The sequence below is a fragment of the Clostridium intestinale DSM 6191 genome (assembly GCF_900130055.1).
Taxonomy (GTDB): domain Bacteria; phylum Bacillota; class Clostridia; order Clostridiales; family Clostridiaceae; genus Clostridium_T; species Clostridium_T intestinale.
This window is the reverse complement of sequence record NZ_FQXU01000003.1, coordinates 34,243-54,986: the sequence shown is the minus strand read 5'-3', so window position 1 is coordinate 54,986 and position 20,744 is coordinate 34,243. Positions and strand designations below refer to the sequence as shown.

Here is a 20,744-nt window from a genome sequence, read left to right as displayed (position 1 = left end):
TCTCTATCTTAAAATCTCCATCTCAAATAAATTCCAATATCCATCTGAGCCTTTTTTAGCTTTCTCTATAAATTTTTGTTTTTTAAATCCCGCTTTTTCATAACACTTAATAGCTCCTATATTATGTTCAAACACACCTAAAGTAATTTTATCGAAGCTAAACTTTTCAAACCCTATTTGGGTAATTTTTTTCAAAACCTCAGTTCCTAAACCATTTCCTCTATATCTTTCATCACCTATTAAAAATCTAGATACTCTTCCCATCTTATTTTCTTTATCTCTTTCAGCAAGTTCAACAGTACCTATAATTTCATTATTGTCATTCCATATAATCTTGTACATATCATGAACATTATTTTTAATATTATTATAATAATGCTCTTTAATTTGCTCAAGAGTTAATGGATACTTGTAAGATTCTCCTGCCCATTGCAATAAAAAATCTGATGTTTTATCTAAATTCCATTCAATAACTTTATTAAAATCCTCTTCTTCTATTAATTCAATTCTTATCATAAATTATCACCTCTATACTTAAATTTCTAAAGCCACTCTTCCTTTAATAATCCATACTCTACTCTATCATAAAGTCTTGAATTTAATAAAACATGTTTCTTAAATTCACCTTCTTTAATCATGCCTATACTTTTCATAACTTTTTCTGAACCAGCATTGTCTTTAATACATCCAGTCTCAACCTTAATAACATCACCTTGCTTAAAGGCATAATTAATAACTTCTTTTGTTGCCTCAGATGTAAAACCTTTTCCCCAATAATTTTGCAATATGAAGTATCCTAAATTCACAACTTTTCCCTCTGGAGAATCAATTAAAACTGTATACCCTATTTCCCCTACATATTCATTACTATCTTTTAATACAATCCCGAAGTAATATTTTGTTCTGTTTTCAAGCTTACTTTCCTTTATTGCTTCATAAAGATTTTCCATTGATTCATCCAAACTGTTTGTTTTGATTTCAGGTAAATAATACATAACCTTCTCATCCGAAATAAGTTTATGTAATGAATGTATATCCTCTTCTACATGATCCCTTATAATCAATCTCTCTGTTTCTAATTTTATCATATTAGTTCCTTTCTTTATATTCACTTCTAGCAAATTGGATATGCTCTATTATTTATTTTTTTCTTCAATTCTGTATCTAGCAAAAAATGGTATGCTAAATATTAATAAGGAATACCACAATACATAGACTAATATAAGGACAGGAAATGAACTATACGGAGAAAAGATAATTGGAGGTAATACAGGTACAACAATAAAAATACTTAGTAATATCCTTGTTCTAAAATAAACATAGTGGATACTTTTACATTTTTCACACACAATAGGTTCGTAACCAATCCAAGACATAATTGATTTTCGAATTGTTTTTTTAGTAAATTGATTAGAACAATTTTCACACTTTTGAACATACATATTATTCACCACTTCTTCCTAGTTATTTTTATAATACTCGTCTCTTAAAATCCTAAATATATATTGCTCAGCACCAAATCTATAAATTGATTCTTCTATACTCATGCCAAGCTTTGTTAATAATCTACATGAAGCTTTATTTGCAGTTTGAGTTTCAGCAACTAATTTATTTAAGTTTAATTCTTTAAAGGCATAATCCATAAGTTTTCTAATAACTTCATTTCCATATCCTTGTCCCCATAATCCACTCACAAACTGATAGGAAATTTCCGTACTTACTCCATCATGATGTTTATCAAGTGAAACTAATCCAACTAGTTCATCTGTAGTATTGTCTCTAACTGTTAGATAAATTGACTCTTCATTATCATTTAACATCTCTTCAAAAATGTTGTTATACCTTTCTTCCGTTACAACCCCACCAAGAAACTCTCTCACCCTTTCGTCAAAATACAACTTCTTTATATCCTCATAATCATTTTTACTTATCTTATTCATCACACATCTATCTGTATTTAACATATAAGACACCTTTCATAATCAGTTATTATATTGAGGAACTATACCTTAAACTCCATTAAATTTATTATACCTTATTTATCCAAAAGTTTAACCCCCAAAAGCATAATGCTTTTGGGGGTTGTTTACTAAGATGATTAACTGAACAATGTTCTATCACTTAATCCATCTTTAATATGCACTTTTTCAAATAAATTGATAAGTTTATCTGTATCTAGTGAAGCTTTTTCTTCTCCGCTAACATCAATTACGATTTTTCCTTCATGCATCATTATAAGTCTGTTTCCAGATGTGATTGCATGGTTTAAGTTGTGAGTAACCATAAGTGTTGTAATTTTTCTTTCTTTAACAATCTCTCTGGTTATCTCCATTATTTTTTCTGATGTTTTAGGGTCTAATGCAGCTGTATGTTCATCTAATAATAACAGTTTTGGATTAGACATAACTGACATCATTAAGGTTAAAGCCTGTCTTTGACCACCTGATAATAACCCTACTTTTGTGTAAAGTTTATCTTCAAGTCCTAAGTTAACTTTTTTAAGTAATTCTTTATAATGATCTATTCTGCTTTTATCAACTGCAAATGTTAATCCAAACTTTTTCCCTTTATTATCTGCTAGAGATAAGTTTTCTAATATAGTCATGTTAGGTGATACACCCATTGAAGGACTTTGATATACTCTTCCAATGATTTTTGATCTTTTATATTCAGGCATATCTATCATTTCTGTATCATCTATAAATATCGAACCATAATCTCCAGAAAGACTTCCACCTACTAGATTTAATAAAGTACTTTTTCCTGCTCCATTAGAACCTATTATTGATACAAAGTCTCCAGTTTTTACTTCTATTTCAAATTCATCAAATACTCTATGCTCATTTACAGTATTTTCATTAAAAACCTTACACAGTCCCTTTACTTTCAGCATTAGCTAAAACACCACCCTTCATAACTTTTTTTCTCTTAAATATACCGCCTTTATTATTTGCAGCTAAAGCAATAATAACTATTACAGCAGTTATAAGTTTTAAATCATTAGGTGATAAGCCAAGCTGAAGCGCTATTGCAACTACGGCTTTATATATTATTGCACCAAATATAGCTAAACTTGTAGCTTTTACAAAACTCATCTTTTGGAATACTGAAACCCCTATAATTACTGATGCAAGCCCCATAACTACAACACCTGTTCCCATACCAACGTCTGCGAAACCTTGATATTGAGCTGTTAATCCACCTGCTAATGCAACTAATCCATTAGATATCATAAGAGCCATTATTTTAACATTATCTTTATTTATTCCAAGTGAGGTAACTACTTGTTCATTATCTCCTGTTGCAATTAATAAAAATCCTCTTTTTGTTTTTAAGAATAAGTCCATAATTATTTTAGCAACTATTACAAAGGCTAAAATAATTATTATTGGTGAAAGCCTTAATTCTCCAACATTTAATTCAAAAGACTTAAATATGTTTCCAAAGTTAAATAGTGGAGAGTTGGATTTACCCATAATTCTTAGGTTTATGGAATATAAGCCAATCATAACTAATATTCCTGACATTAAACTGTCTATTTTTAATTTTACGTGTAATAATCCTGTTATACATCCTGCTACTGCCCCTGCTGCCAAAGATACAAATACAGATAAGATAGGATTCACCCCATTAGCTAAAAGGGCTGCACATACTGCAGCACCTAATGGGAATGTTCCATCTACTGAAAGATCTGGGAAATCTAATATCTTATAGGTTATATATACGCCAATAGATACTAAGGCAAATAGCAAGCCTTGCTCTAAAACATTTAACACTAAAGACATTAATTAACCCCTCCTGTAACTTTTTCAGCACTCTTTTCTATATCAGCTGGTATAGTTATTCCAAGTTTTTTAGCAACATCAGTGTTTATAGTAGTTTGTAAATCTGTTTGGAATCCTACTGGTATTTCTGATGGTTTTTTACCGTTTAAGATTTCAGCTGCTTGATATCCAGCTTCTTTTCCTAATTTATAGTAGTCAATACCTGCTGTTATTAATCCACCTTTTGCTACTATAGCAGATTCTGCTCCAAATATAGGTACATTTTTTTCTAATGCTCTTTTACCTACTAAATCATAAGCTGCTGCTACATTGTTATCTGTAGGAGTGTATAATACGTCTATTGAACCTAATATTGAGTTTAAACTTTGATCTATATCATTGCTAGTTGCTGCACCAGCTTCTTTAACTTGTAATCCTAATTTTGCAGCTTCTTCTTTAAGTGCTTTAACTTGCACTCCAGAGTTAGCTTCAGAAGTTGTATATATTACTCCGATAGTTTTTGCATTAGGTAATACTTTTTGTAAAACCTTTAATTGATCTGCTATTGAAACATTATCAGAAGTTCCTGTAACGTTAGTTCCTGTACTCTTTACATCCTTAACTATTCCTGCAACTACTGGATCTGTAACTGCTGTAAATACTATTGGAATATCCTTTGTAGCATTATAAGCTGATTGAGCACTAGGTGTTGCAATAGCTAATACTAAATCTTTTTTATTACTAACAAATCCTTGAGCTATTGTTTGAGTTGTTGCAATGTCTCCTTGGGCATTTTGATAATCAATTTCTAGATTTTTGCCTTCCTCAAATCCTTTTTCTTTAAGTCCATCAATGAATCCTTTTCTTGCAGAATCCAATGCTGGATGCTCAACTATTTGTGAAATACCAATTTTTTTCTTGTCCCCTTCTTTTTTAGCGCAAGCTACAAAAGAACTTACTGCAACTAATGCGCATAAAATCAAGGCAACTTTCTTCTTCCCTACCATACTGCCATCTCCTTCTTAAATTATAAAAAATTATTAATTTATTTCTAATATTTATCAATAATATCCTACATTTACTACTAACAACTTAATTAATTCACTCATTTATTGATAAAATATTATTTTTAATAATATCATAATAATATTAAAAAGTAAATATTTATTTTGTTATAGCTCTATGCCCAATCCCAATGACTATCTCATTTAAGTGAAGTAATCCAATGCTTAAAAATATGCAAACGCTTAAATGTTCCCCCGAAACTGCTATACCTATTTTTCCCCCAACATTTTGACCACTTGCTCTATTTGCAACTTGCATAATTGCATCTCTGCAAGCTCCAATAACAGCTCCTTCGTGAATGTGCTCTTCACGTATAAGACCACATCTTTTGGATGCAACCAAGGTTCTTTCTAAAATCTTTTGTATAGAATTATTTATATTTCCACCTATATCTACAGCTGCAGTATTTGCTCCCAATGCCCCAAATTCATCTCTTAATTTATGTTCCTCTTCTCTTGAAGAAATAGCCATCCTTGTTGCTATTTTTGCCACCTGAACACTATCCATATTATATATCCTCTTTTCTTTTTTAATATCATTATTATACCCTACATAATAGCAAAAAAGAAGATGAGTAAAAACTCACCTTCTAATCAAGCTCACAATGATTTAATACACCTTTTGCAAATTGCATAATAACTAGAGAAACTAACATGTTCCATATTATAAAGGAAAAATATATCGCATATTGGCCTAAAAACTCTAACTTCACTGATATTATAATAGAAGCTATAATCCCTGGAAGAACGTAAATAAATATACTTATAAACATCAAAAATCCTTTTAAAGCATTAGATGCTATTCTTCCAAACAATCTGTAATTTAGTACTCCTCCATATATAAAGACAAATCCAAAGGAAACATAAACTATTATAGCCAAAACTATAGTAAGTGGATTTGATTTAGTTAATATTCCTGCCACTAAAAAACTTAAACTTCCATCTACTAAGAATTTCAAAGCTGATGATAAGGTTCCCCAGAAAATCTTACTTTCTTGTGAGTCTGGTATAAGGAATATATATGGTTTTGCCATTTCTTGATGTATCTTGTTTCCAAAGGAAGCTAGCCCTGAAATATATATATATCCATAAAGTAGAGGTAATATATCATTTATAGGTACAAACTTACCGTATATAACTGCTGCTGAAACCATTAATAAGGTATATAAATTTAATATACCAAATCCTGTTTTTCTATATTCTAGAATGTGTCTATAAAATAATGTTTTTCCATAATTAGCATTATAGTTAAATGTAATTTTTCTTGTCTTCATTTTTCTATTATTTAAATTGAATTCTTTAGGATTAATCTGTTTAGTTTTTAGTTTTAAAACATCTTCCTTAAGTTCTGCTCCTTGAATTACATCCTCATAATAATCAAGGTTCATATTATAAAGAATTACTGCAAGTATCCCTATAACAAGTATGTTTAAAAGTGCATATACAAAAAATATTCCATCAACATTTGTTATTGCTTTATTAAACATTGCTTTGTACCAACCTATTAAAGGGATGTAGTCAATGTTTTTGCTTGAAAACATATTAACAAATGTGTTAAACAAATCATCCTTATTTTGAAATAACTTTAATGCTGGAAATAATAAAGTTAAAGCAGCTGCCCCTTTAAATACTATATTAAATATTTTATTAAGGTATGGTTTTGTAGAACATAGGCTATATATAAATATTGATATTATTGATAGGGTAACAAAAAACAAACCAAGTATTAATATTATTAGAACTATGCCCATATTGCTTAATCCTAAATTAATCTTTAAATTTGGTATTTGATATAGAAAAACTAATAAAAATACTCCAGCTGAGGAAATACTTTTAATAAATTCATATATCAATAGATTTTGTGGTTTTATTGGAGATGTAAAAGCCATATTTACATCACTCATAAAAAATTGGGTGCTTCTTTTTCCTATAGACATTATTAATGAAGAAAAAAAGAAAAATAATATGCCTAAAGTAAAAAATGAAGTTATATATTGTGGCGGAATATTTTTGTCAAAGATATTTTTATCCTTTGACATTGTTGCAAGCATAAAAACTACCATTCCTATTATAAATACAAAGGGGATTAATTTAGACGGTTGTTTTTTTAAGTTTTTTATGAAGTTTATTATACTTCTTCTTATTAGATAAAATAATGCTCCCATCTAATTTTCCTCCGTAAATTCAAAGAATATTTCTTCTAAGTTATCTCCAGATTCATTAAATTCTCCCTTTGTTTTTGATAAAATAATTTCCCCTTCTTTCATTATAAGTATTCTATCCCATAGATCTTGCACACTATCTAAAAGATGGGTACTTATTATGATTGCTGCTCCTGATTCCTTTAGTTTTGCAAAATAGTTCTTAAGTTCCTTAATTGCTTTAGGATCTAATCCTATCATAGGTTCATCAAAAAGGATTAATTTAGGATTAGTTATAAGGCCGCACATGATACTTACCTTTTGCTGCATACCTTTTGATAATTCTTGTCCTAGTTTAGTTCTTTTATCAACCATATCAAAGGTCTTTAAAAGCTCTTCTGCTTTTTCTTTATAATCGTTAAGTCCATAGGCTTTTGCTATAAAGTGAATATGTTCATCTACTGTAAGTAATGGATACATGGCTGGCATTTCAGGAACATAGTTAAATAACCTTTTCCCTTCAATACTCTTATTGTGTTTTCCACCTATCTTTATTTCTCCTTCATATTTTAGTAGTCCCGCTATGGATTTTATTATGGTTGACTTTCCTGCACCATTAGGTCCTACTAAAACTGCTATTTCTCCTTGTTCTACCTTAAAGCTTATATCTTTTACTGCTTTAAATTTCCCATAACTTTTTGTTATATTATTAACTTCTAACATAATTCCCTCCTAATTCAATACCAACTGTTCTATATTTTTCTATATATTTACTTTATATTTTATCATAATCTATGTCTAAAAATCTACAATTCTATTTACAAATCCTAATTACCACTATATACTGGTGTATATACAGAAGTTTAGGAGGATTATATGATGCAAAGAAATGTTACTAAAATGATTTATGCCGCACTTTTAACAGCTATATCAATTATTATTCCGCTTTATTTTGGATTTTTAAGAGTCTTAATTCCACCATTTTCAGCTACTATAGCTTCCCATGTTCCATTATTTATAGCTATGCTAATTAGTCCAGGAGTTGCTGTTGCTGTAGGTATTGGGTCAGCTGTAGGTTTTTCAATAACAGCGAGTCCTGTAATAGCCGCAAGAGCTGCAATGCATACTGTTGTAGGTGGAGTAGGTGGCTATTTAGTTAAAAAGAAAGTTCCATTTAAATATGTAATATTAATAACTGCTCCAATTCACGCACTACTAGAAGCTCTAATAGTTATTCCTTTTGGATTTAGCTTCACAAATGCTTTAATTGTTGTTGGAATAGGAACTGTAATCCATCACTTAGTTGATGGAACTATATCATATGCTTTAGTTAAAGTATTAGCTAAAAATGTTAATTTAAACTTTGATAACGAAAGTAATAATCTTGCATAATATGAAGCCATGGTCATTAAATCCATGGCTTTTATTGTGTTTATTTTTATGATATACTCTAAAAGAAATTTTATTTAGTGAGGTATACAAATGGTATATATTATACTTGTAGCACTTATACTTTTCGACTTATATGGTGTTTATAAACATAAAAAGAATAAAAGTAACTTCATAAAACTTACTCTTATTCCGCTTATCTTAATTATTTTATTATTTGGAGCCAATGACTTAGGATACATAAACTATACCACAACTGTGATTTTATTTATTCCTATAGCTCTATATTACTTTATTATATCAGGTGGAATTCCTTTTATTAAGAAAAAATAGAACTGGAAACTAATCCAGTTCTATTTTTATATATTAATAAAAGTTACCCATATCTCTAAACTTTTTATATCTTCTAATTAAAAGCTCTTCTTTATCTAAAGCCATAAGTTCAGTCAATTCAGATAAAATCCTCTTTTTTATTCTCCAAGCTATTTTATCTGGATTTAGATGAGCTCCACCTAAAGGTTCTCTTATAACTTTATCTATTATTCCGTTTCTTAATAAATCTTGTGCAGTTATTCCCATTACTTCTGCAGCCTCTTTAGCTCTTGAAGGATCTTTCCATAATATAGATGCAAAGCCTTCTGGTGTAAGTATAGAATATATAGCATGCTCTAACATCAAAATACTATCACCAATACCCAAAGCTAAAGCTCCACCACTTCCACCTTCTCCTATAAATATTGATATTATAGGAACAGTTAATGAGAACATCTCTTTTAAATTTTGAGCTATAGCATGCCCTTGTCCTCTCTCCTCAGCTCCCATACCTGGATAAGCCCCTGGAGTATCAACTAGACATATAATGGGCCTATTAAACTTCTCTGCTTGCTTCATAAGCCTTAAAGACTTTCTATAGCCTTCTGGATTTGGCATACCAAAGTTTCTTTCAATGTTTTCTTTTGCATTATTTCCCTTAACTATGCCAATAATAGTTACTGGTATACCCTCTATTTTAGCTATACCACCAACTACAGACTTATCATCTCCAAAGGCTCTATCACCATGAAGTTCAAAAAAATCTTCACATATATGATTTATATAAAATAAAGCATTTGGTCTATCTTGTTTTCTAGAAATACTTACTTTTTCCCATGCGGAAAATTTCTTGATAGATTCTCTATTCATTATTATTCACCCCATGAAGAATTAATAATTTATAAATAGTATCCTTCATACTCTTTCTATTAACTATATTGTCTATAAAGCCTTTTTCTAATAGAAATTCAGCTTTTTGAAAATTATCAGGAAGTTTTTGATTTATAGTTCCTTCTATTACTCTTCTACCTGCAAAACCTATAAGAGCTCCTGGCTCACTTAAAATTATATCACCTTCCATTGCAAAAGAAGCCGTAACCCCTCCTGTTGTTGGATCAGTAAGTACAGTTATATAAGGTAATCCAGTCTTGTTGTAAAGATTTATAGCTCCACTGATTTTTGCCATCTGCATTAAAGAAAATATTCCTTCTTGCATTCTAGCTCCACCAGAAGTTGTAAATATTATTAATGGAAGTTTTTTATCTGTAGCTTCTTCAATTAGTCTTGTTATTTTTTCACCTACAACAGTTCCCATACTTCCCATCATGAAAGCAGAGTTCATAACTGCTATAGCTGATTCTATACCATTAATTTTACCCACTCCAGTTATTACAGCATCAGCTTCTCCTGTATCACTTTCAGACTTTGATAACTTTTCTTTATATCCTTTAAACTTTAGTGGATCAACACTTCTAATATCTATTAAATTCTCTTTAAAACTATCTTCATCTACAATTAGATTTAATCTAGTTCTTGCATTTATTCTAAAATGATAATTACACTTGGTACAAACCCAAAGATTATTTTCTACATCTTCCTTATAAAGAATCTCTCCACATTCGTTACATTTACGCCACATTCCATCAGGTATTATTGGCTTTTCATGGTTTTCTTCTATTTTATCTCCTTTTATTGCTTCAGCAGATAAAGTTATATAAGTTCTCTTTTTTAATAAATCTCTTAGTGTCATTCAATCACCAACTTATCTTTTAAGAATGAAGTATTAAAATCTCCTCTTACAAAGTCTTCATGTTCTAATATATCGAATTGAAAATCTATATTCGTAGTAACTCCACCTATAGCGAATTCACCTAAAGCTCTTTTCATCTTCATTATAGCTTCTTCTCTATTTCTACCGTGAACTATAAGCTTTCCTATCATTGAATCATAGATATGAGGAATTGTATATCCTTGATATATAGCTGAATCTATTCTAACTCCAAAACCGCCTGGAACAATAACCTCTTCTATTTTTCCTGGACAAGGTCTAAATCCAAATCTAGGATCTTCTGCATTTATTCTGCATTCTATAGCATGCCCACTTATAGTTACATCCTCTTGAGTTATTTCTAAAGGTATTCCAGCAGCAATTTTTATCTGCTCTTTTACTATATCTATTCCCGTTACCATTTCAGTAATAGGATGTTCTACTTGAATTCTAGTATTCATTTCCATGAAATAATAATTTCTATTTTTATCTACTAAAAATTCTATAGTTCCAGCATTTTTATAATTAACAGCTTCCGCTGCTTTTATAGCAATGTCACCCATTTCTTTTCTCAAAGCTTCATCTAAGATTAATGATGGTGCCTCTTCAATAACTTTTTGATTTTTTCTTTGAATTGAGCAGTCTCTTTCACCTAAATGAATTATATTTCCATGTTCATCTGCTAATATTTGAAACTCTATATGTTTAGGTTCTTGAATAAATTTTTCTATATATAGAGTATCATCTCCAAAACAATTCATGGCTTCAGCCTTTGCAGTAGAATATCCCTTTAAAAATTCATCATTATTAAAAGCTATTCTAATTCCTTTTCCTCCGCCACCAGCAGCTGCTTTAATCATAACAGGGAATCCTATTTCTCTAGCTATCTCTAAAGCTTGTTCTTCACTTTCTATAATCCCTTCATATCCTGGAGCTATAGGTACTCCTGCCTCTCTCATGGTTTCTCTTGCCTTAGCCTTATTCCCCATAAGATCAATTGACTCATAGTCAGGTCCTATAAACTTGATATTACATTCACTGCACATCTTAGCGAACTTAGAATTTTCTGATAAAAATCCAAAGCCTGGATGTATAGCTTCTGCACCAGTAAGTACACATGCACTTAATATATTCTGTATATTTAAATAACTACCTTTAGCAGGGCCTTTACCTATACATACAGCTTCATCAGCTAATTGAGTGTGAAGAGCTTCTCTATCAGCCTCAGAGTATACTGCTACTGTTTTTATTCCAAGTTCTCTACAAGCTCTAATTACTCTGACTGCTATTTCTCCTCTGTTAGCTATTAATATCTTCTTAAACATATAATCACCTATCCTATTGCAAATAGAATTTCTCCTTGGCAAGCTATTTGCCCATCAACTCTTGCAGTTCCTTTACCTATTCCTATAGGTCCTTTAACCTTTATTATTTCTATCTCAAGATCAAGTCTATCTCCTGGAAGAACTTTTTTCTTAAATCTTGCTTTATCTATTCCAGCAAGAAAAGCAGTTTTACCTTTAAATTCTTCTTTACTTAAAATAGAAACCGCTCCTAATTGAGCTAAAGCCTCTACTATTAATACTCCAGGCATAACTGGCATATCAGGAAAATGTCCTTGAAAAAACTCTTCATTTATAGTTAAGTTCTTAAATCCTTTTGCATAAACTCCTGGATTTACTTCTTCTACTCTATCTAAAAGTAAAAATGGATATCTATGAGGAATGATCTTTCTTATTTCATTAACATCTAACATCTTATGCTCTCCTTATCTTAAATAATGGCTGACCATACTCTACCATGCTTTCGCTTTCAACCATTACTTCAACTATTTCTCCATTTATTTCACTTTCGATTTCATTCATAAGCTTCATAGCTTCTATAATACATAAAACATCACCTTGTTTTACTTTCTTACCTTCATGAACGTAAGGATCTTTATCTGGAGATGAAGAACCATAGAAAGTTCCTACTATAGGAGACTTAACTATAAACAAGTTTTCATCTTTTATTTCTTCTTTAATTTCAACCTTTGCTTCTTGAACACTTATTGTATTATTTACAACACTTTCTTTTTGCGAAGCTGGTTCTTTATTAACAAGTTCGTTTACTTCTGAGCTTCTAGTTTGAGATTTATCCATCTTTAATGAAAAATCTCCTTGCTTTAACTCAAACAAAGCTAAATCTGATTCATCTATCATCTTAATAAGTTCTTTTACTTCTTCTATATTCATATTAAAAAACTCCTAACTCCACTTTTTAATAACTAAAGTAGCATTATGCCCACCAAATCCTAGAGAATTAGATAATGTGTATTCAACATTTTTTTCTTTCCCTACGTTAGGTACATAATCTAAATCACATTCTTCATCTTTTTCTTTATAACCTATAGTTGGAGGTATAAATCCTTCTTCCATAGTCTTTAAACATACAATAGCTTCTACTGCTCCTGCAGCTCCTAAAAGATGTCCTGTCATAGATTTAGTAGAAGAAACAGCTACATCATACGCCTTCTCTCCAAAAAGATTCTTAATAGCTAATGTTTCAAACTTATCATTATAAGGTGTTGAAGTTCCATGAGCATTTATATACCCTATATCTTCTGGTTTTATTCCAGCTTCATCTATAGCTAACTTCATAGCCTTCTTTGCACCTTCACCATTTGGTGCTGGAGATGTAATATGGTATGCATCACAGTTAGAACCATAACCTACTATTTCACCATAGATTTTAGCTCCTCTTTTTTGTGCATGTTCAAGGCTTTCAATTATAAGTATACCAGCGCCTTCTCCTATAACAAAACCGCTTCTATCTTTGTCAAATGGAATTGATGCTCTATTAACATCATTTAAGCTATTTAATGCCTTCATATTTGTAAAACCAGATACTCCTGATTTTGTAATAGGGGCTTCTGTTCCACCTGCTATTATTATATCACTATATCCATGTTTAATGTTTCTATAAGCTTCACCTATAGAATTAGTTCCTGAAGCACAAGCAGTTACAACAGATGTACATATACCTTGAGCTCCATATTTTATAGCCACATTTCCAGCTGCAATATTGCTAATTGCCATAGGAATATATAGTGGAGAAACTCTTTTAGGTCCTTTTTCAAAAAGCTTAAAGAATTCTGTCTCCATAGTATTATATCCACCTATACCAGAACCTATAATAACTCCAAGTCTATCTCTATCAACTTTTTCTAAATCTAAATCAGCATCTTTTATAGCTTCATCTGAAGCTACTAATGCAAATTGAGAAAATCTATCCATTCTTCTTGCTTCTTTTTTATCTATTACTCCATCAGTTGTAAAGTCTTTAACTTCAGCAGCAATTTTAACTTCAAATTCAGTAGTGTCAAAAGCTTTTATAAAATCTACCCCATTAACACCATTTTTACAGTTATTCCAAAAGTCATTTACATTATTGCCTATAGGAGTCACAGCTCCCATTCCCGTTATAACTACTCTATTTTCCATCATTTTCTCTCCTTACATTACCATTCCGCCATCAACATTTAGAACCTGGCCAGTTATATATTGACTTTCTTCTGACATTAAAAATGCTACTGCATTAGCTACATCTTCTGCTTTTCCTAGTTTTTTTAGTGGAATATTTTTAAGAATGTCTTCTTTATATTTATCTGCTAAAACTTCTGTCATATCACTTTCGATAAATCCAGGAGCTATAGCATTTACGGTTATTCCTCTAGCCCCTATTTCTCTAGCTAAAGATTTAGTCACTCCTAATATTCCCGCTTTAGATGCTGCATAATTTATTTGTCCTACATTTCCTATTAATCCTATTACAGAGGAAATATTAACTATTCTTCCTTGTCTTGCTTTTATTAGATGTGGTGTTGCAGCTTTACAGCAGTTAAATGTTCCCTTTAAGTTAGTGTTTATAACTGCATCAAAGTCTTCTTCTTTCATTCTAAGTATTAGAGTATCCTTTGTTATTCCTGCATTATTAACTACCCCATATATGCTGCCATATATGTTTTTAGCTTCGCTTATTAGGTTTTCAGCATCCTCATATTTAGATACATCAGCTTTAACCATAGATGCTTCTCCACCTAATTCTTTTATCTCAGCTACTACTTCAGAAGCTTCTTTTTCATTACTTCTATAGTTAACAATGACATTAGCACCTATTTTACCTAGTTTTAAAGCTATAGCTTTCCCTATTCCCCTATTAGCTCCAGTTACTATTATAGTTTTACCCTTTAACATATATTAAATCTCCTTTAATCCTGTAATAGTTTTTTGAAGACTCTCTAAATTTTCAACATTAAATGTTTTAACATTTCTATCTATTTTTCTTAAGAATGAACTTAGAGTCTTACCAGGTCCAATCTCAATAAATATATTAAAACCATCAGCTATCATATTCTTCATGGTTTCTTCCCATCTAACTGAACTCATCAACTGTTTTCTTAAAACTTCATTTATATTTTCACCTTGTTCATAAGGTGTTGCTGTCAAATTCTTATAGGTTTTTACCTTAGTTTCATTAACCTCTATATTTTTTAATTCTTCATATAATTTATCTCCAGCTCCCTTTAGCATTGAGCTGTGAAAAGGTGCAGATACTGGTAGTGGCATAGCTCTTCCACCAAGTTCTTTAATAATATTTACAGCTTCATCTATTGGCTTCTTTTCACCAGATAAAACTATCTGTCCTGGACAGTTATAATTAGCTACTTCTATAATTCCGTTATGTTTAACTTTATCTATTACTTCATTTATTACTTCTTCTTTTAAGTTTAGTACAGCTAACATTCCACCTATACCTATAGGAACTTCATCTTGCATAAATCTTCCTCTTTTTTTTACAAGTGGTATAGCATCTTCTAATTTTAAACTTCCACTATAAACTAAAGCAGAGTATTCTCCTAAACTTAAACCTGCAGCACCTTCTGCTTTTATACCTTCTTCTTGAAGTGCTTTTAAAGTTGCTAAAGTAGTAGTTAATATTGCAGGTTGAGTATTTTCTGTTTTATTTAATTCTTCTTTACTTCCACTAAAACAAAGTTCCTTGATATCAAAACCTAAAAGTTCATTTGCTTTATCAAAAACCTCCATAGAAACAGGATATTTTTCAGCGATGTCTTTTCCCATTCCTGAATATTGTGCTCCTTGACCTACAAATAAAAAAGCTATTTTGTTCATTCTTATCCTCCTATTGAATAAGTCAGATATTAACTATCTGACTTTAAGGGTAATTGTTCTTATGCTATTTTCTCATTAACATATTGTACTGCGTCACTTACGCTTTTTATGTTTTCAGCATTTTCTAATTGAATTCCAAACTCTTCTTCTAATTCTATGATTACTTGGAATAAATCTAATGAATCTGCTCCTAAATCTTCGAAAGTTGTTTCCATTGTAACCTTCTCTTCTTCGATTCCTAATTGTTCAGCTATTATAGTTTTTATTTTTTCAAATACCATTTTAATATCCTCCTAAAATTTAAGTGTATTTTACCAATTTATAATTAAGGCACCAGAGGTTAAGCCAGCGCCGAAACCTACTAAAATAATCTTTTGACCTTTTTTAAGTAATCCCTTGCTATCCATTTCATTTAAAGCTAATGGTATAGAGGCTGATGAGGTATTTCCATACCTATCTAAGTTAATATAGAACTTTTCTAAAGGAAGCTCTAATTTTTTAGCTACAAAATCTATTATTCTAACATTTGCTTGGTGTGGAACTATGTGATCAATATCATTTAAAGTTAATCCTGATTTTTCAAGAACATTATTGATGTTTTCAACCATAACTCCTGTTGCAAATTTGAATACTTCTCTTCCATTCATTGATAAAGTCTTTTTCTTTTTTTCTTCAATCTTTGAAAATGGTGAAGCTACATCTAATGCTCCAGCAGTTAAGTGCATCCACTTATCTCCTTTAGAACTTGTAACTCCTGAAACTAAGCCTTGTTCTTCTGATGCAGAAAGTATTGCAGCACCAGCTCCATCTCCAAATAATACTGCTGTGGTTCTATCTTCCCAATCAACAAGCTTTGATAGGACCTCTGATCCTATTACTAAGGCTTTTTTATAATTACCTGTTTTTATTAAAGCATCTGCTGTTATTAATCCATATACAAATCCTGAACAAGCAGCATTTAAATCAAAAGCAGTTGCATTTACAGCTTTAAGTTTATCTTGAACTAAACAAGCTACGGATGGACAAAATGCATCAGGCGATACTGTTGCTACTATTATTAAGTCTAAATCCTCTGCTTTAACACCAGACTTTTCTAGTGCTATGTTAGCTGCATTATAAGCTAAGTCAGAACAATCTTCTGTTTCGGAAATCCTTCTTTCTTTAATTCCAGTTCTACTGATTATCCATTCATCTGATGTATCCATTATCTTGCTTAAATCTTCATTTATAACTACATTAGAGGGTGCATATCCCCCTATCGAAAGCATCTTACTGTATAACATAAAGATCTCCTTTTATTAAAAATTATTTTTCTCCTTAAAAAAGGTAGCTAGTTGATTAAGAGATTCTATTAGAATTTCCTCATGTGCTGGGTCTAAACCCTTAACCACATCTTTAATCATATCGCTATGAAACTTTTCATGAAGCCTATAGGCAAGCTTTCCTTTTTTAGTTAATTGAACTTGAACTACTCTTCTATCCTCTTCAATTCTCTGTCTATCTACATACCCTTTTTTTATTAACTTATTTATAGCTGTAGTAAGTGTACCTAAAGTTATTTTCAAATCTCCAGCTACCTCTGACATGTTTCTAGGTTTATACATTCCAATAGCTTCTATAGTATGTATTTCTGTTACTGACAGATCATTTAAAGGACCTGTTCTTAAAGTTTTCTGTTCAATTAGTAGTATGTCATTAAATATATGTACTAAAAGCTCGTTTATCACACGCTCTTTATAATCCATTAACCCCTCTCCTTTGTTAATTAAGAAAGTCTTCTTATTTATTCCCCATGTATACTTTGACAATCAAAGCATTTATTTTGATAATCAAAATATACTATAGTTAAAATACTTTGTCAACTGAAAAGATAATAATTTACCAAGTATTGAAAATTTGTTAACTTTTATTATTTAATCTTCATTATAAAAAAATGAGCCCCTAAGGGCTCAAGAATAATAACTACTATTAGTTCTATATTAAAATCTTCTATCTCTTATTACATCTCTCAAATCTCTTGGCATTAATTCCTGATGAGTAAAATTAAATTTCTTTACAATCTTTTTTATAAATTCTTTTACTTTAATCATAATCCCATCTCCTTTTGAATAGTACTCTCATATTCTTTATACTATTATCATATGGTGAAGTCAATGAATTAAAGCACCAAAATATGTGAAAGTTTTTAAGGATTTAATAAAATAACTCTTATAATTTTCTAGTTAATTGTATACATTGTCAACAAATCTCTAATATTTTTATTAATTTACTAACACGCTTTTTTGTCACCTATTTTAATCCTTTTACAAAACAAAAAAGTGCTGTGTAAATTATTACGCAACACTTTTTTAACTTAAAATGTATGTCTATATTTCCCCAATATCATTTCTATAATACATTCCCTCAAATTTAACTGATTGAATTTTATTATAAGTTTCTTTTTTTGCAAGTTCTGGTGTTTCTGCTATTCCTACTACTGATAAAACTCTTCCTCCGGATGTAACTAAACTTCCATCCTGAATTTTTCCACCAGCTACAAATACATTGTTTTTCACTTCTTCATTTATAGTTATAATTTTTCCTTTTTCATAGTCTCCTGGATAACCTTTTGAAGCTAAAACCACATTTACACAGGTTCCATTAATCCACTCTATAGGAAAGCTTTCTAATCTATCCTCTAAGGATGCTTCTATAAGCTCTAATAAATCACTTTCCATTAATGATAAAAGACTTTGAGTTTCAGGGTCTCCCATTCTTACATTGTATTCTAGAAGTTCCACACCCTTTTTAGTTATCATTATTCCAAAAAAGATTATTCCTCTATAATCAAATCTCTCTTCTTTGATTCCAGTTAAAGTTGGTATTAAAATATTATCATTAAAATCCTTTAACACTTCCTCAGTTACAAATGGATTTGGAGCAATAACTCCCATACCACCAGTGTTAGGTCCTTTTCCGCCGTCAAAAATCTGCTTATGGTCCTTTGCTGATATAAACGGAACTATGGTATTTCCATCTACTATAGATATAATTGAAGCTTCTATCCCCTCAAGAAAATCCTCAATTATTATTTTTTTGCCTGCCCCATTAAATATATCATCAACCATAAAGCTATATATAGCATCCTCAGCTTCTTTTTTAGTAAAGCATATACTTACCCCTTTACCTGCTGCAAGTCCATCAGCTTTTACTACTAAAGGATATTCTGATTGGTTTAAATACTCTAAAGCTTTTAGATGATCATAAAACTCTTTATAACCTGCTGTTTTAACCCCATATTTCTGCATAAACTCCTTAGAGAAGCTTTTGCTGCCTTCAAGCATAGCAGCTTTTTGTTCTGGTCCAAATATTTTAAGAGAAGCCTTTTTAAATTTATCTACTATTCCATTTATAAGTGGTTCCTCTGGTCCAACTACTGTTAAATATATGTCGTTCTCTTTAGCAAAACTAACTAGTTCATCTAGATCTGTAATATTTATGTTTTCACATTTATTTTCTAAAGCAGTTCCACCATTGCCTGGAGCTACATATATCTTCTCTACCTTTTCATTTTTAGCAAGTTTCCAAGCTATTGCATGTTCTCTTCCACCTGCACCTATTAATAATAATTTCATAAAGCCCCTCCAAAAATTAATGTTTGAAATGTCTTATTCCAGTAAACACCATGCTTATGCCAAGCTCATTACATTTGTCTATAGAATCCTTATCTCTCATAGATCCACCTGGTTGAATTATCGCTTTAATACCATTTTTTGAAGCTTCCTCAACTATATCACTAAATGGGAAGAAGGCATCTGAAGCTAATATTGTTGCACCAGCTCCTCTTTTTAACGCATCAATAGTAGGCCAAATCCTATTTACTTGTCCTCCACCTATTCCTGTTGCTTTATAGTTATTTATTACAACAATTGCATTTGATTTAACGTATTTAACAACCTTCATACCAAATATCAATTGTTCTAACTCCTCTTTAGATGGTTGTTTTTCAGTAACTACCTTTATTTCATCGATTAATTTTTGGTCCTCTTCTTGAACTAAGATTCCTCCATCAACTGTTACCATAAACTTTTTATCCTTAGGAGTCTTATTCATTTTAATTACTCTAAGATTCTTTTTAGTTCTTAAAACCTCTAAAGCATCCTCATCAAAGTCTGGTGCTGCAACTATTTCAAGGAATATCTTCACCATCTCTTCAGCTGTTTTTTTATCCACCTTCTTATTTAAAGCCACTATTCCACCAAAAATTGAAGTTGGATCACATTCATAAGCCTTAATATATGCATCATAAGAATTTTCACCTATAGCAACTCCACAAGGAGTGTTATGCTTAAGTGCACAGCAAGTAGTTTCTTCAAACTCTGAGGTAACCTTCCAAGCTATATCTAAATCCTTTATATTATTGTAAGATAATTCTTTACCATTTAAGATCTCAAAACCATTCATGGCTCCATCTACCATAGTCGAGCCATAATAAGCTGCGCTTTGATGTGGATTTTCTCCATATCTTAAATCCTGAAGCTTTTTATAAGATACTGAAAGATACTCTGGGTATTCTTCATCTAATAAAAAGTTAGCTATAGCTCCATCATAAGCACTCATTAAATTAAATACCTTACCAGCTAAAAGCTTCTTAGTTTTTAAAGACACTTCCTTAGAAGTTTCAAGCTCTTCTTTTACTTTTTCATAATCTTTTACATCACTTATAACAGTAACATCCTTAAAGTTCTTAGCTGCTGCTCTAAGCATTGTAGGACCACCAATATCAATAAACTCAACTTTTTCATCAAATTCTAAATCTTCTTTTACCTTTTCAAAAAAAGGATATAGGTTAACAACAACCATATCTATAGTATTAATATCATGTTCAGCTATGGTTTTCATATGTTCTTCATTATCTCTTATTGCAAGTATTCCTCCATGAATCTTAGGATGAAGAGTTTTTACTCTTCCGTCTAACATCTCTGGAAAATCAGTTACTTCATTTATTTCAACTACCTTAACCCCATTTTCTTTTAAATATTTATAAGTACCTCCAGTTGAAATAATTTCTACATCTTTAGCTTCTAAAAATTTTGAGAAATCTAAAATACCATCTTTATTAAAAACACTAATTAATGCTCTTTTAATCATTG

Annotated in this window: 25 protein-coding genes; 2 read left to right on the top strand and 23 right to left on the bottom strand. The window is 30.7% G+C overall.

What is annotated here, in order from left to right:
* Positions 1-3 precede the first annotated feature (3 nt).
* The 10 genes from BUA92_RS00290 to BUA92_RS00245 all read right to left on the bottom strand — a co-directional run bounded on the left by BUA92_RS00290 (position 4) and on the right by BUA92_RS00245 (position 7,692).
* The gene (locus tag BUA92_RS00290; protein WP_073015717.1) at positions 4-516 is read right to left on the bottom strand and encodes a GNAT family N-acetyltransferase; all 513 of its coding nucleotides are present in this window, start codon (positions 514-516) and stop codon (positions 4-6) included.
* A 26-nt stretch (positions 517-542) separates the two neighbouring features.
* On the bottom strand, positions 543-1,088 hold the full coding sequence (locus tag BUA92_RS00285) for a GNAT family N-acetyltransferase (protein ID WP_073016793.1): 546 nt from the start codon (positions 1,086-1,088) through the stop codon (positions 543-545).
* Positions 1,089-1,136: 48 nt separating this feature from the next.
* Complete coding sequence (locus BUA92_RS23850; RefSeq protein WP_073015715.1) at positions 1,137-1,442, bottom strand: TIGR04104 family putative zinc finger protein; 306 nt, start codon at positions 1,440-1,442, stop codon at positions 1,137-1,139.
* Positions 1,443-1,460: 18 nt separating this feature from the next.
* The gene (locus BUA92_RS00275) at positions 1,461-1,964 is read right to left on the bottom strand and encodes a GNAT family N-acetyltransferase (RefSeq protein WP_073015713.1); all 504 of its coding nucleotides are present in this window, start codon (positions 1,962-1,964) and stop codon (positions 1,461-1,463) included.
* A 134-nt stretch (positions 1,965-2,098) separates the two neighbouring features.
* The gene (locus BUA92_RS00270) at positions 2,099-2,893 is read right to left on the bottom strand and encodes an ABC transporter ATP-binding protein (RefSeq protein ID WP_073015710.1); all 795 of its coding nucleotides are present in this window, start codon (positions 2,891-2,893) and stop codon (positions 2,099-2,101) included.
* Complete coding sequence (locus BUA92_RS00265) at positions 2,868-3,785, bottom strand: ABC transporter permease (protein WP_073015708.1); 918 nt, start codon at positions 3,783-3,785, stop codon at positions 2,868-2,870. Before BUA92_RS00265 ends, BUA92_RS00270 begins: the two co-directional genes overlap by 26 nt.
* Complete coding sequence (locus BUA92_RS00260) at positions 3,785-4,771, bottom strand: ABC transporter substrate-binding protein (protein WP_073015705.1); 987 nt, start codon at positions 4,769-4,771, stop codon at positions 3,785-3,787. The genes BUA92_RS00265 and BUA92_RS00260 overlap by 1 nt, the downstream gene beginning before the upstream one ends.
* Positions 4,772-4,928: 157 nt before the next feature.
* A complete protein-coding gene (locus BUA92_RS00255; protein ID WP_073015703.1) occupies positions 4,929-5,336 on the bottom strand; it encodes a HutP family protein in 408 nt (135 codons plus the stop codon).
* A gap of 82 nt (positions 5,337-5,418) precedes the next feature.
* On the bottom strand, positions 5,419-6,993 hold the full coding sequence (locus BUA92_RS00250; protein WP_073015701.1) for a putative ABC exporter domain-containing protein: 1,575 nt from the start codon (positions 6,991-6,993) through the stop codon (positions 5,419-5,421).
* Complete coding sequence (locus BUA92_RS00245; protein WP_073015699.1) at positions 6,994-7,692, bottom strand: ABC transporter ATP-binding protein; 699 nt, start codon at positions 7,690-7,692, stop codon at positions 6,994-6,996.
* Between the two features lie 156 nt (positions 7,693-7,848).
* On the opposite strand from BUA92_RS00245, the gene BUA92_RS00240 reads away from it, so the two are divergent.
* Positions 7,849-8,361 carry an ECF transporter S component gene (locus BUA92_RS00240; RefSeq protein WP_073015697.1) on the top strand — a complete coding sequence of 171 codons (513 nt, stop codon included), beginning with the start codon at positions 7,849-7,851 and terminating at the stop codon, positions 8,359-8,361.
* A 90-nt stretch (positions 8,362-8,451) separates the two neighbouring features.
* Positions 8,452-8,691: a hypothetical protein gene (locus tag BUA92_RS00235; RefSeq protein ID WP_073015695.1), complete on the top strand. Its 240-nt coding sequence runs from the start codon at positions 8,452-8,454 to the stop codon at positions 8,689-8,691.
* A 33-nt stretch (positions 8,692-8,724) separates the two neighbouring features.
* Here BUA92_RS00235 and BUA92_RS00230 read toward each other — a convergent pair whose 3' ends face one another.
* The 13 genes from BUA92_RS00230 to purH all read right to left on the bottom strand — a co-directional run bounded on the left by BUA92_RS00230 (position 8,725) and on the right by purH (position 20,742).
* Positions 8,725-9,540, bottom strand: coding sequence for an acetyl-CoA carboxylase carboxyltransferase subunit alpha (locus tag BUA92_RS00230; RefSeq protein ID WP_073015692.1), 816 nt, complete (start codon positions 9,538-9,540; stop codon positions 8,725-8,727).
* Positions 9,533-10,420, bottom strand: a complete 888-nt coding sequence (accD, locus tag BUA92_RS00225) for an acetyl-CoA carboxylase, carboxyltransferase subunit beta (RefSeq protein WP_073015690.1) — start codon at positions 10,418-10,420, stop codon at positions 9,533-9,535. The genes BUA92_RS00230 and accD overlap by 8 nt, the downstream gene beginning before the upstream one ends.
* Positions 10,417-11,763: an acetyl-CoA carboxylase biotin carboxylase subunit gene (locus tag BUA92_RS00220; RefSeq protein ID WP_073015688.1), complete on the bottom strand. Its 1,347-nt coding sequence runs from the start codon at positions 11,761-11,763 to the stop codon at positions 10,417-10,419. Before BUA92_RS00220 ends, accD begins: the two co-directional genes overlap by 4 nt.
* 8 nt (positions 11,764-11,771) lie before the next feature.
* Positions 11,772-12,194 (bottom strand): 3-hydroxyacyl-ACP dehydratase FabZ, encoded by a 423-nt coding sequence (fabZ, locus tag BUA92_RS00215; protein WP_073015686.1) that lies wholly within the window; start codon positions 12,192-12,194, stop codon positions 11,772-11,774.
* Position 12,195: 1 nt separating this feature from the next.
* Entirely contained in the window at positions 12,196-12,672 is a 477-nt protein-coding gene (gene accB / locus BUA92_RS00210; protein WP_073015684.1) for an acetyl-CoA carboxylase biotin carboxyl carrier protein, read from the bottom strand.
* A gap of 12 nt (positions 12,673-12,684) precedes the next feature.
* Positions 12,685-13,920: a beta-ketoacyl-ACP synthase II gene (gene fabF / locus BUA92_RS00205; RefSeq protein WP_073015682.1), complete on the bottom strand. Its 1,236-nt coding sequence runs from the start codon at positions 13,918-13,920 to the stop codon at positions 12,685-12,687.
* A gap of 12 nt (positions 13,921-13,932) precedes the next feature.
* A complete protein-coding gene (gene fabG / locus BUA92_RS00200) occupies positions 13,933-14,673 on the bottom strand; it encodes a 3-oxoacyl-[acyl-carrier-protein] reductase (protein ID WP_073015680.1) in 741 nt (246 codons plus the stop codon).
* A gap of 3 nt (positions 14,674-14,676) precedes the next feature.
* A complete protein-coding gene (gene fabD, locus BUA92_RS00195; protein ID WP_073015678.1) occupies positions 14,677-15,612 on the bottom strand; it encodes an ACP S-malonyltransferase in 936 nt (311 codons plus the stop codon).
* A gap of 59 nt (positions 15,613-15,671) precedes the next feature.
* Positions 15,672-15,893, bottom strand: coding sequence for an acyl carrier protein (acpP, locus tag BUA92_RS00190; protein WP_021802318.1), 222 nt, complete (start codon positions 15,891-15,893; stop codon positions 15,672-15,674).
* A 30-nt stretch (positions 15,894-15,923) separates the two neighbouring features.
* The gene (locus tag BUA92_RS00185) at positions 15,924-16,895 is read right to left on the bottom strand and encodes a beta-ketoacyl-ACP synthase III (RefSeq protein ID WP_073015676.1); all 972 of its coding nucleotides are present in this window, start codon (positions 16,893-16,895) and stop codon (positions 15,924-15,926) included.
* Positions 16,896-16,910: 15 nt separating this feature from the next.
* A complete protein-coding gene (locus BUA92_RS00180; RefSeq protein WP_073015674.1) occupies positions 16,911-17,357 on the bottom strand; it encodes a MarR family winged helix-turn-helix transcriptional regulator in 447 nt (148 codons plus the stop codon).
* A 621-nt stretch (positions 17,358-17,978) separates the two neighbouring features.
* On the bottom strand, positions 17,979-19,226 hold the full coding sequence (gene purD, locus BUA92_RS00175; RefSeq protein WP_073015672.1) for a phosphoribosylamine--glycine ligase: 1,248 nt from the start codon (positions 19,224-19,226) through the stop codon (positions 17,979-17,981).
* Between the two features lie 16 nt (positions 19,227-19,242).
* A complete protein-coding gene (gene purH, locus BUA92_RS00170) occupies positions 19,243-20,742 on the bottom strand; it encodes a bifunctional phosphoribosylaminoimidazolecarboxamide formyltransferase/IMP cyclohydrolase (protein WP_073015670.1) in 1,500 nt (499 codons plus the stop codon).
* Between the last annotated feature and the right edge of the window lie 2 nt (positions 20,743-20,744).

What these genes read in the sequence shown, in the direction of transcription:
- BUA92_RS00275 (WP_073015713.1), bottom strand. Translation starts at nt 1,964, where the DNA reads ATGTTAAATACAGATAGATGTGTGATGAATAAGATAAGTAAAAATGAT.
- BUA92_RS00290 (WP_073015717.1), bottom strand. Translation starts at nt 516, where the DNA reads ATGATAAGAATTGAATTAATAGAAGAAGAGGATTTTAATAAAGTTATT.
- BUA92_RS00220 (WP_073015688.1), bottom strand. Translation starts at nt 11,763, where the DNA reads ATGTTTAAGAAGATATTAATAGCTAACAGAGGAGAAATAGCAGTCAGA.
- purH (WP_073015670.1), bottom strand. Translation starts at nt 20,742, where the DNA reads ATGATTAAAAGAGCATTAATTAGTGTTTTTAATAAAGATGGTATTTTA.
- BUA92_RS00250 (WP_073015701.1), bottom strand. Translation starts at nt 6,993, where the DNA reads ATGGGAGCATTATTTTATCTAATAAGAAGAAGTATAATAAACTTCATA.
- fabF (WP_073015682.1), bottom strand. Translation starts at nt 13,920, where the DNA reads ATGGAAAATAGAGTAGTTATAACGGGAATGGGAGCTGTGACTCCTATA.
- BUA92_RS00265 (WP_073015708.1), bottom strand. Translation starts at nt 3,785, where the DNA reads ATGTCTTTAGTGTTAAATGTTTTAGAGCAAGGCTTGCTATTTGCCTTA.
- BUA92_RS00185 (WP_073015676.1), bottom strand. Translation starts at nt 16,895, where the DNA reads ATGTTATACAGTAAGATGCTTTCGATAGGGGGATATGCACCCTCTAAT.
- accD (WP_073015690.1), bottom strand. Translation starts at nt 10,420, where the DNA reads ATGACACTAAGAGATTTATTAAAAAAGAGAACTTATATAACTTTATCT.
- BUA92_RS00285 (WP_073016793.1), bottom strand. Translation starts at nt 1,088, where the DNA reads ATGATAAAATTAGAAACAGAGAGATTGATTATAAGGGATCATGTAGAA.
- BUA92_RS00230 (WP_073015692.1), bottom strand. Translation starts at nt 9,540, where the DNA reads ATGAATAGAGAATCTATCAAGAAATTTTCCGCATGGGAAAAAGTAAGT.
- fabG (WP_073015680.1), bottom strand. Translation starts at nt 14,673, where the DNA reads ATGTTAAAGGGTAAAACTATAATAGTAACTGGAGCTAATAGGGGAATA.
- accB (WP_073015684.1), bottom strand. Translation starts at nt 12,672, where the DNA reads ATGAATATAGAAGAAGTAAAAGAACTTATTAAGATGATAGATGAATCA.
- fabZ (WP_073015686.1), bottom strand. Translation starts at nt 12,194, where the DNA reads ATGTTAGATGTTAATGAAATAAGAAAGATCATTCCTCATAGATATCCA.
- BUA92_RS00255 (WP_073015703.1), bottom strand. Translation starts at nt 5,336, where the DNA reads ATGGATAGTGTTCAGGTGGCAAAAATAGCAACAAGGATGGCTATTTCT.
- BUA92_RS00270 (WP_073015710.1), bottom strand. Translation starts at nt 2,893, where the DNA reads ATGCTGAAAGTAAAGGGACTGTGTAAGGTTTTTAATGAAAATACTGTA.
- BUA92_RS00235 (WP_073015695.1), top strand. Translation starts at nt 8,452, where the DNA reads ATGGTATATATTATACTTGTAGCACTTATACTTTTCGACTTATATGGT.
- acpP (WP_021802318.1), bottom strand. Translation starts at nt 15,893, where the DNA reads ATGGTATTTGAAAAAATAAAAACTATAATAGCTGAACAATTAGGAATC.
- BUA92_RS00180 (WP_073015674.1), bottom strand. Translation starts at nt 17,357, where the DNA reads ATGGATTATAAAGAGCGTGTGATAAACGAGCTTTTAGTACATATATTT.
- BUA92_RS00245 (WP_073015699.1), bottom strand. Translation starts at nt 7,692, where the DNA reads ATGTTAGAAGTTAATAATATAACAAAAAGTTATGGGAAATTTAAAGCA.
- fabD (WP_073015678.1), bottom strand. Translation starts at nt 15,612, where the DNA reads ATGAACAAAATAGCTTTTTTATTTGTAGGTCAAGGAGCACAATATTCA.
- purD (WP_073015672.1), bottom strand. Translation starts at nt 19,226, where the DNA reads ATGAAATTATTATTAATAGGTGCAGGTGGAAGAGAACATGCAATAGCT.
- BUA92_RS00260 (WP_073015705.1), bottom strand. Translation starts at nt 4,771, where the DNA reads ATGGTAGGGAAGAAGAAAGTTGCCTTGATTTTATGCGCATTAGTTGCA.
- BUA92_RS23850 (WP_073015715.1), bottom strand. Translation starts at nt 1,442, where the DNA reads ATGTATGTTCAAAAGTGTGAAAATTGTTCTAATCAATTTACTAAAAAA.
- BUA92_RS00240 (WP_073015697.1), top strand. Translation starts at nt 7,849, where the DNA reads ATGCAAAGAAATGTTACTAAAATGATTTATGCCGCACTTTTAACAGCT.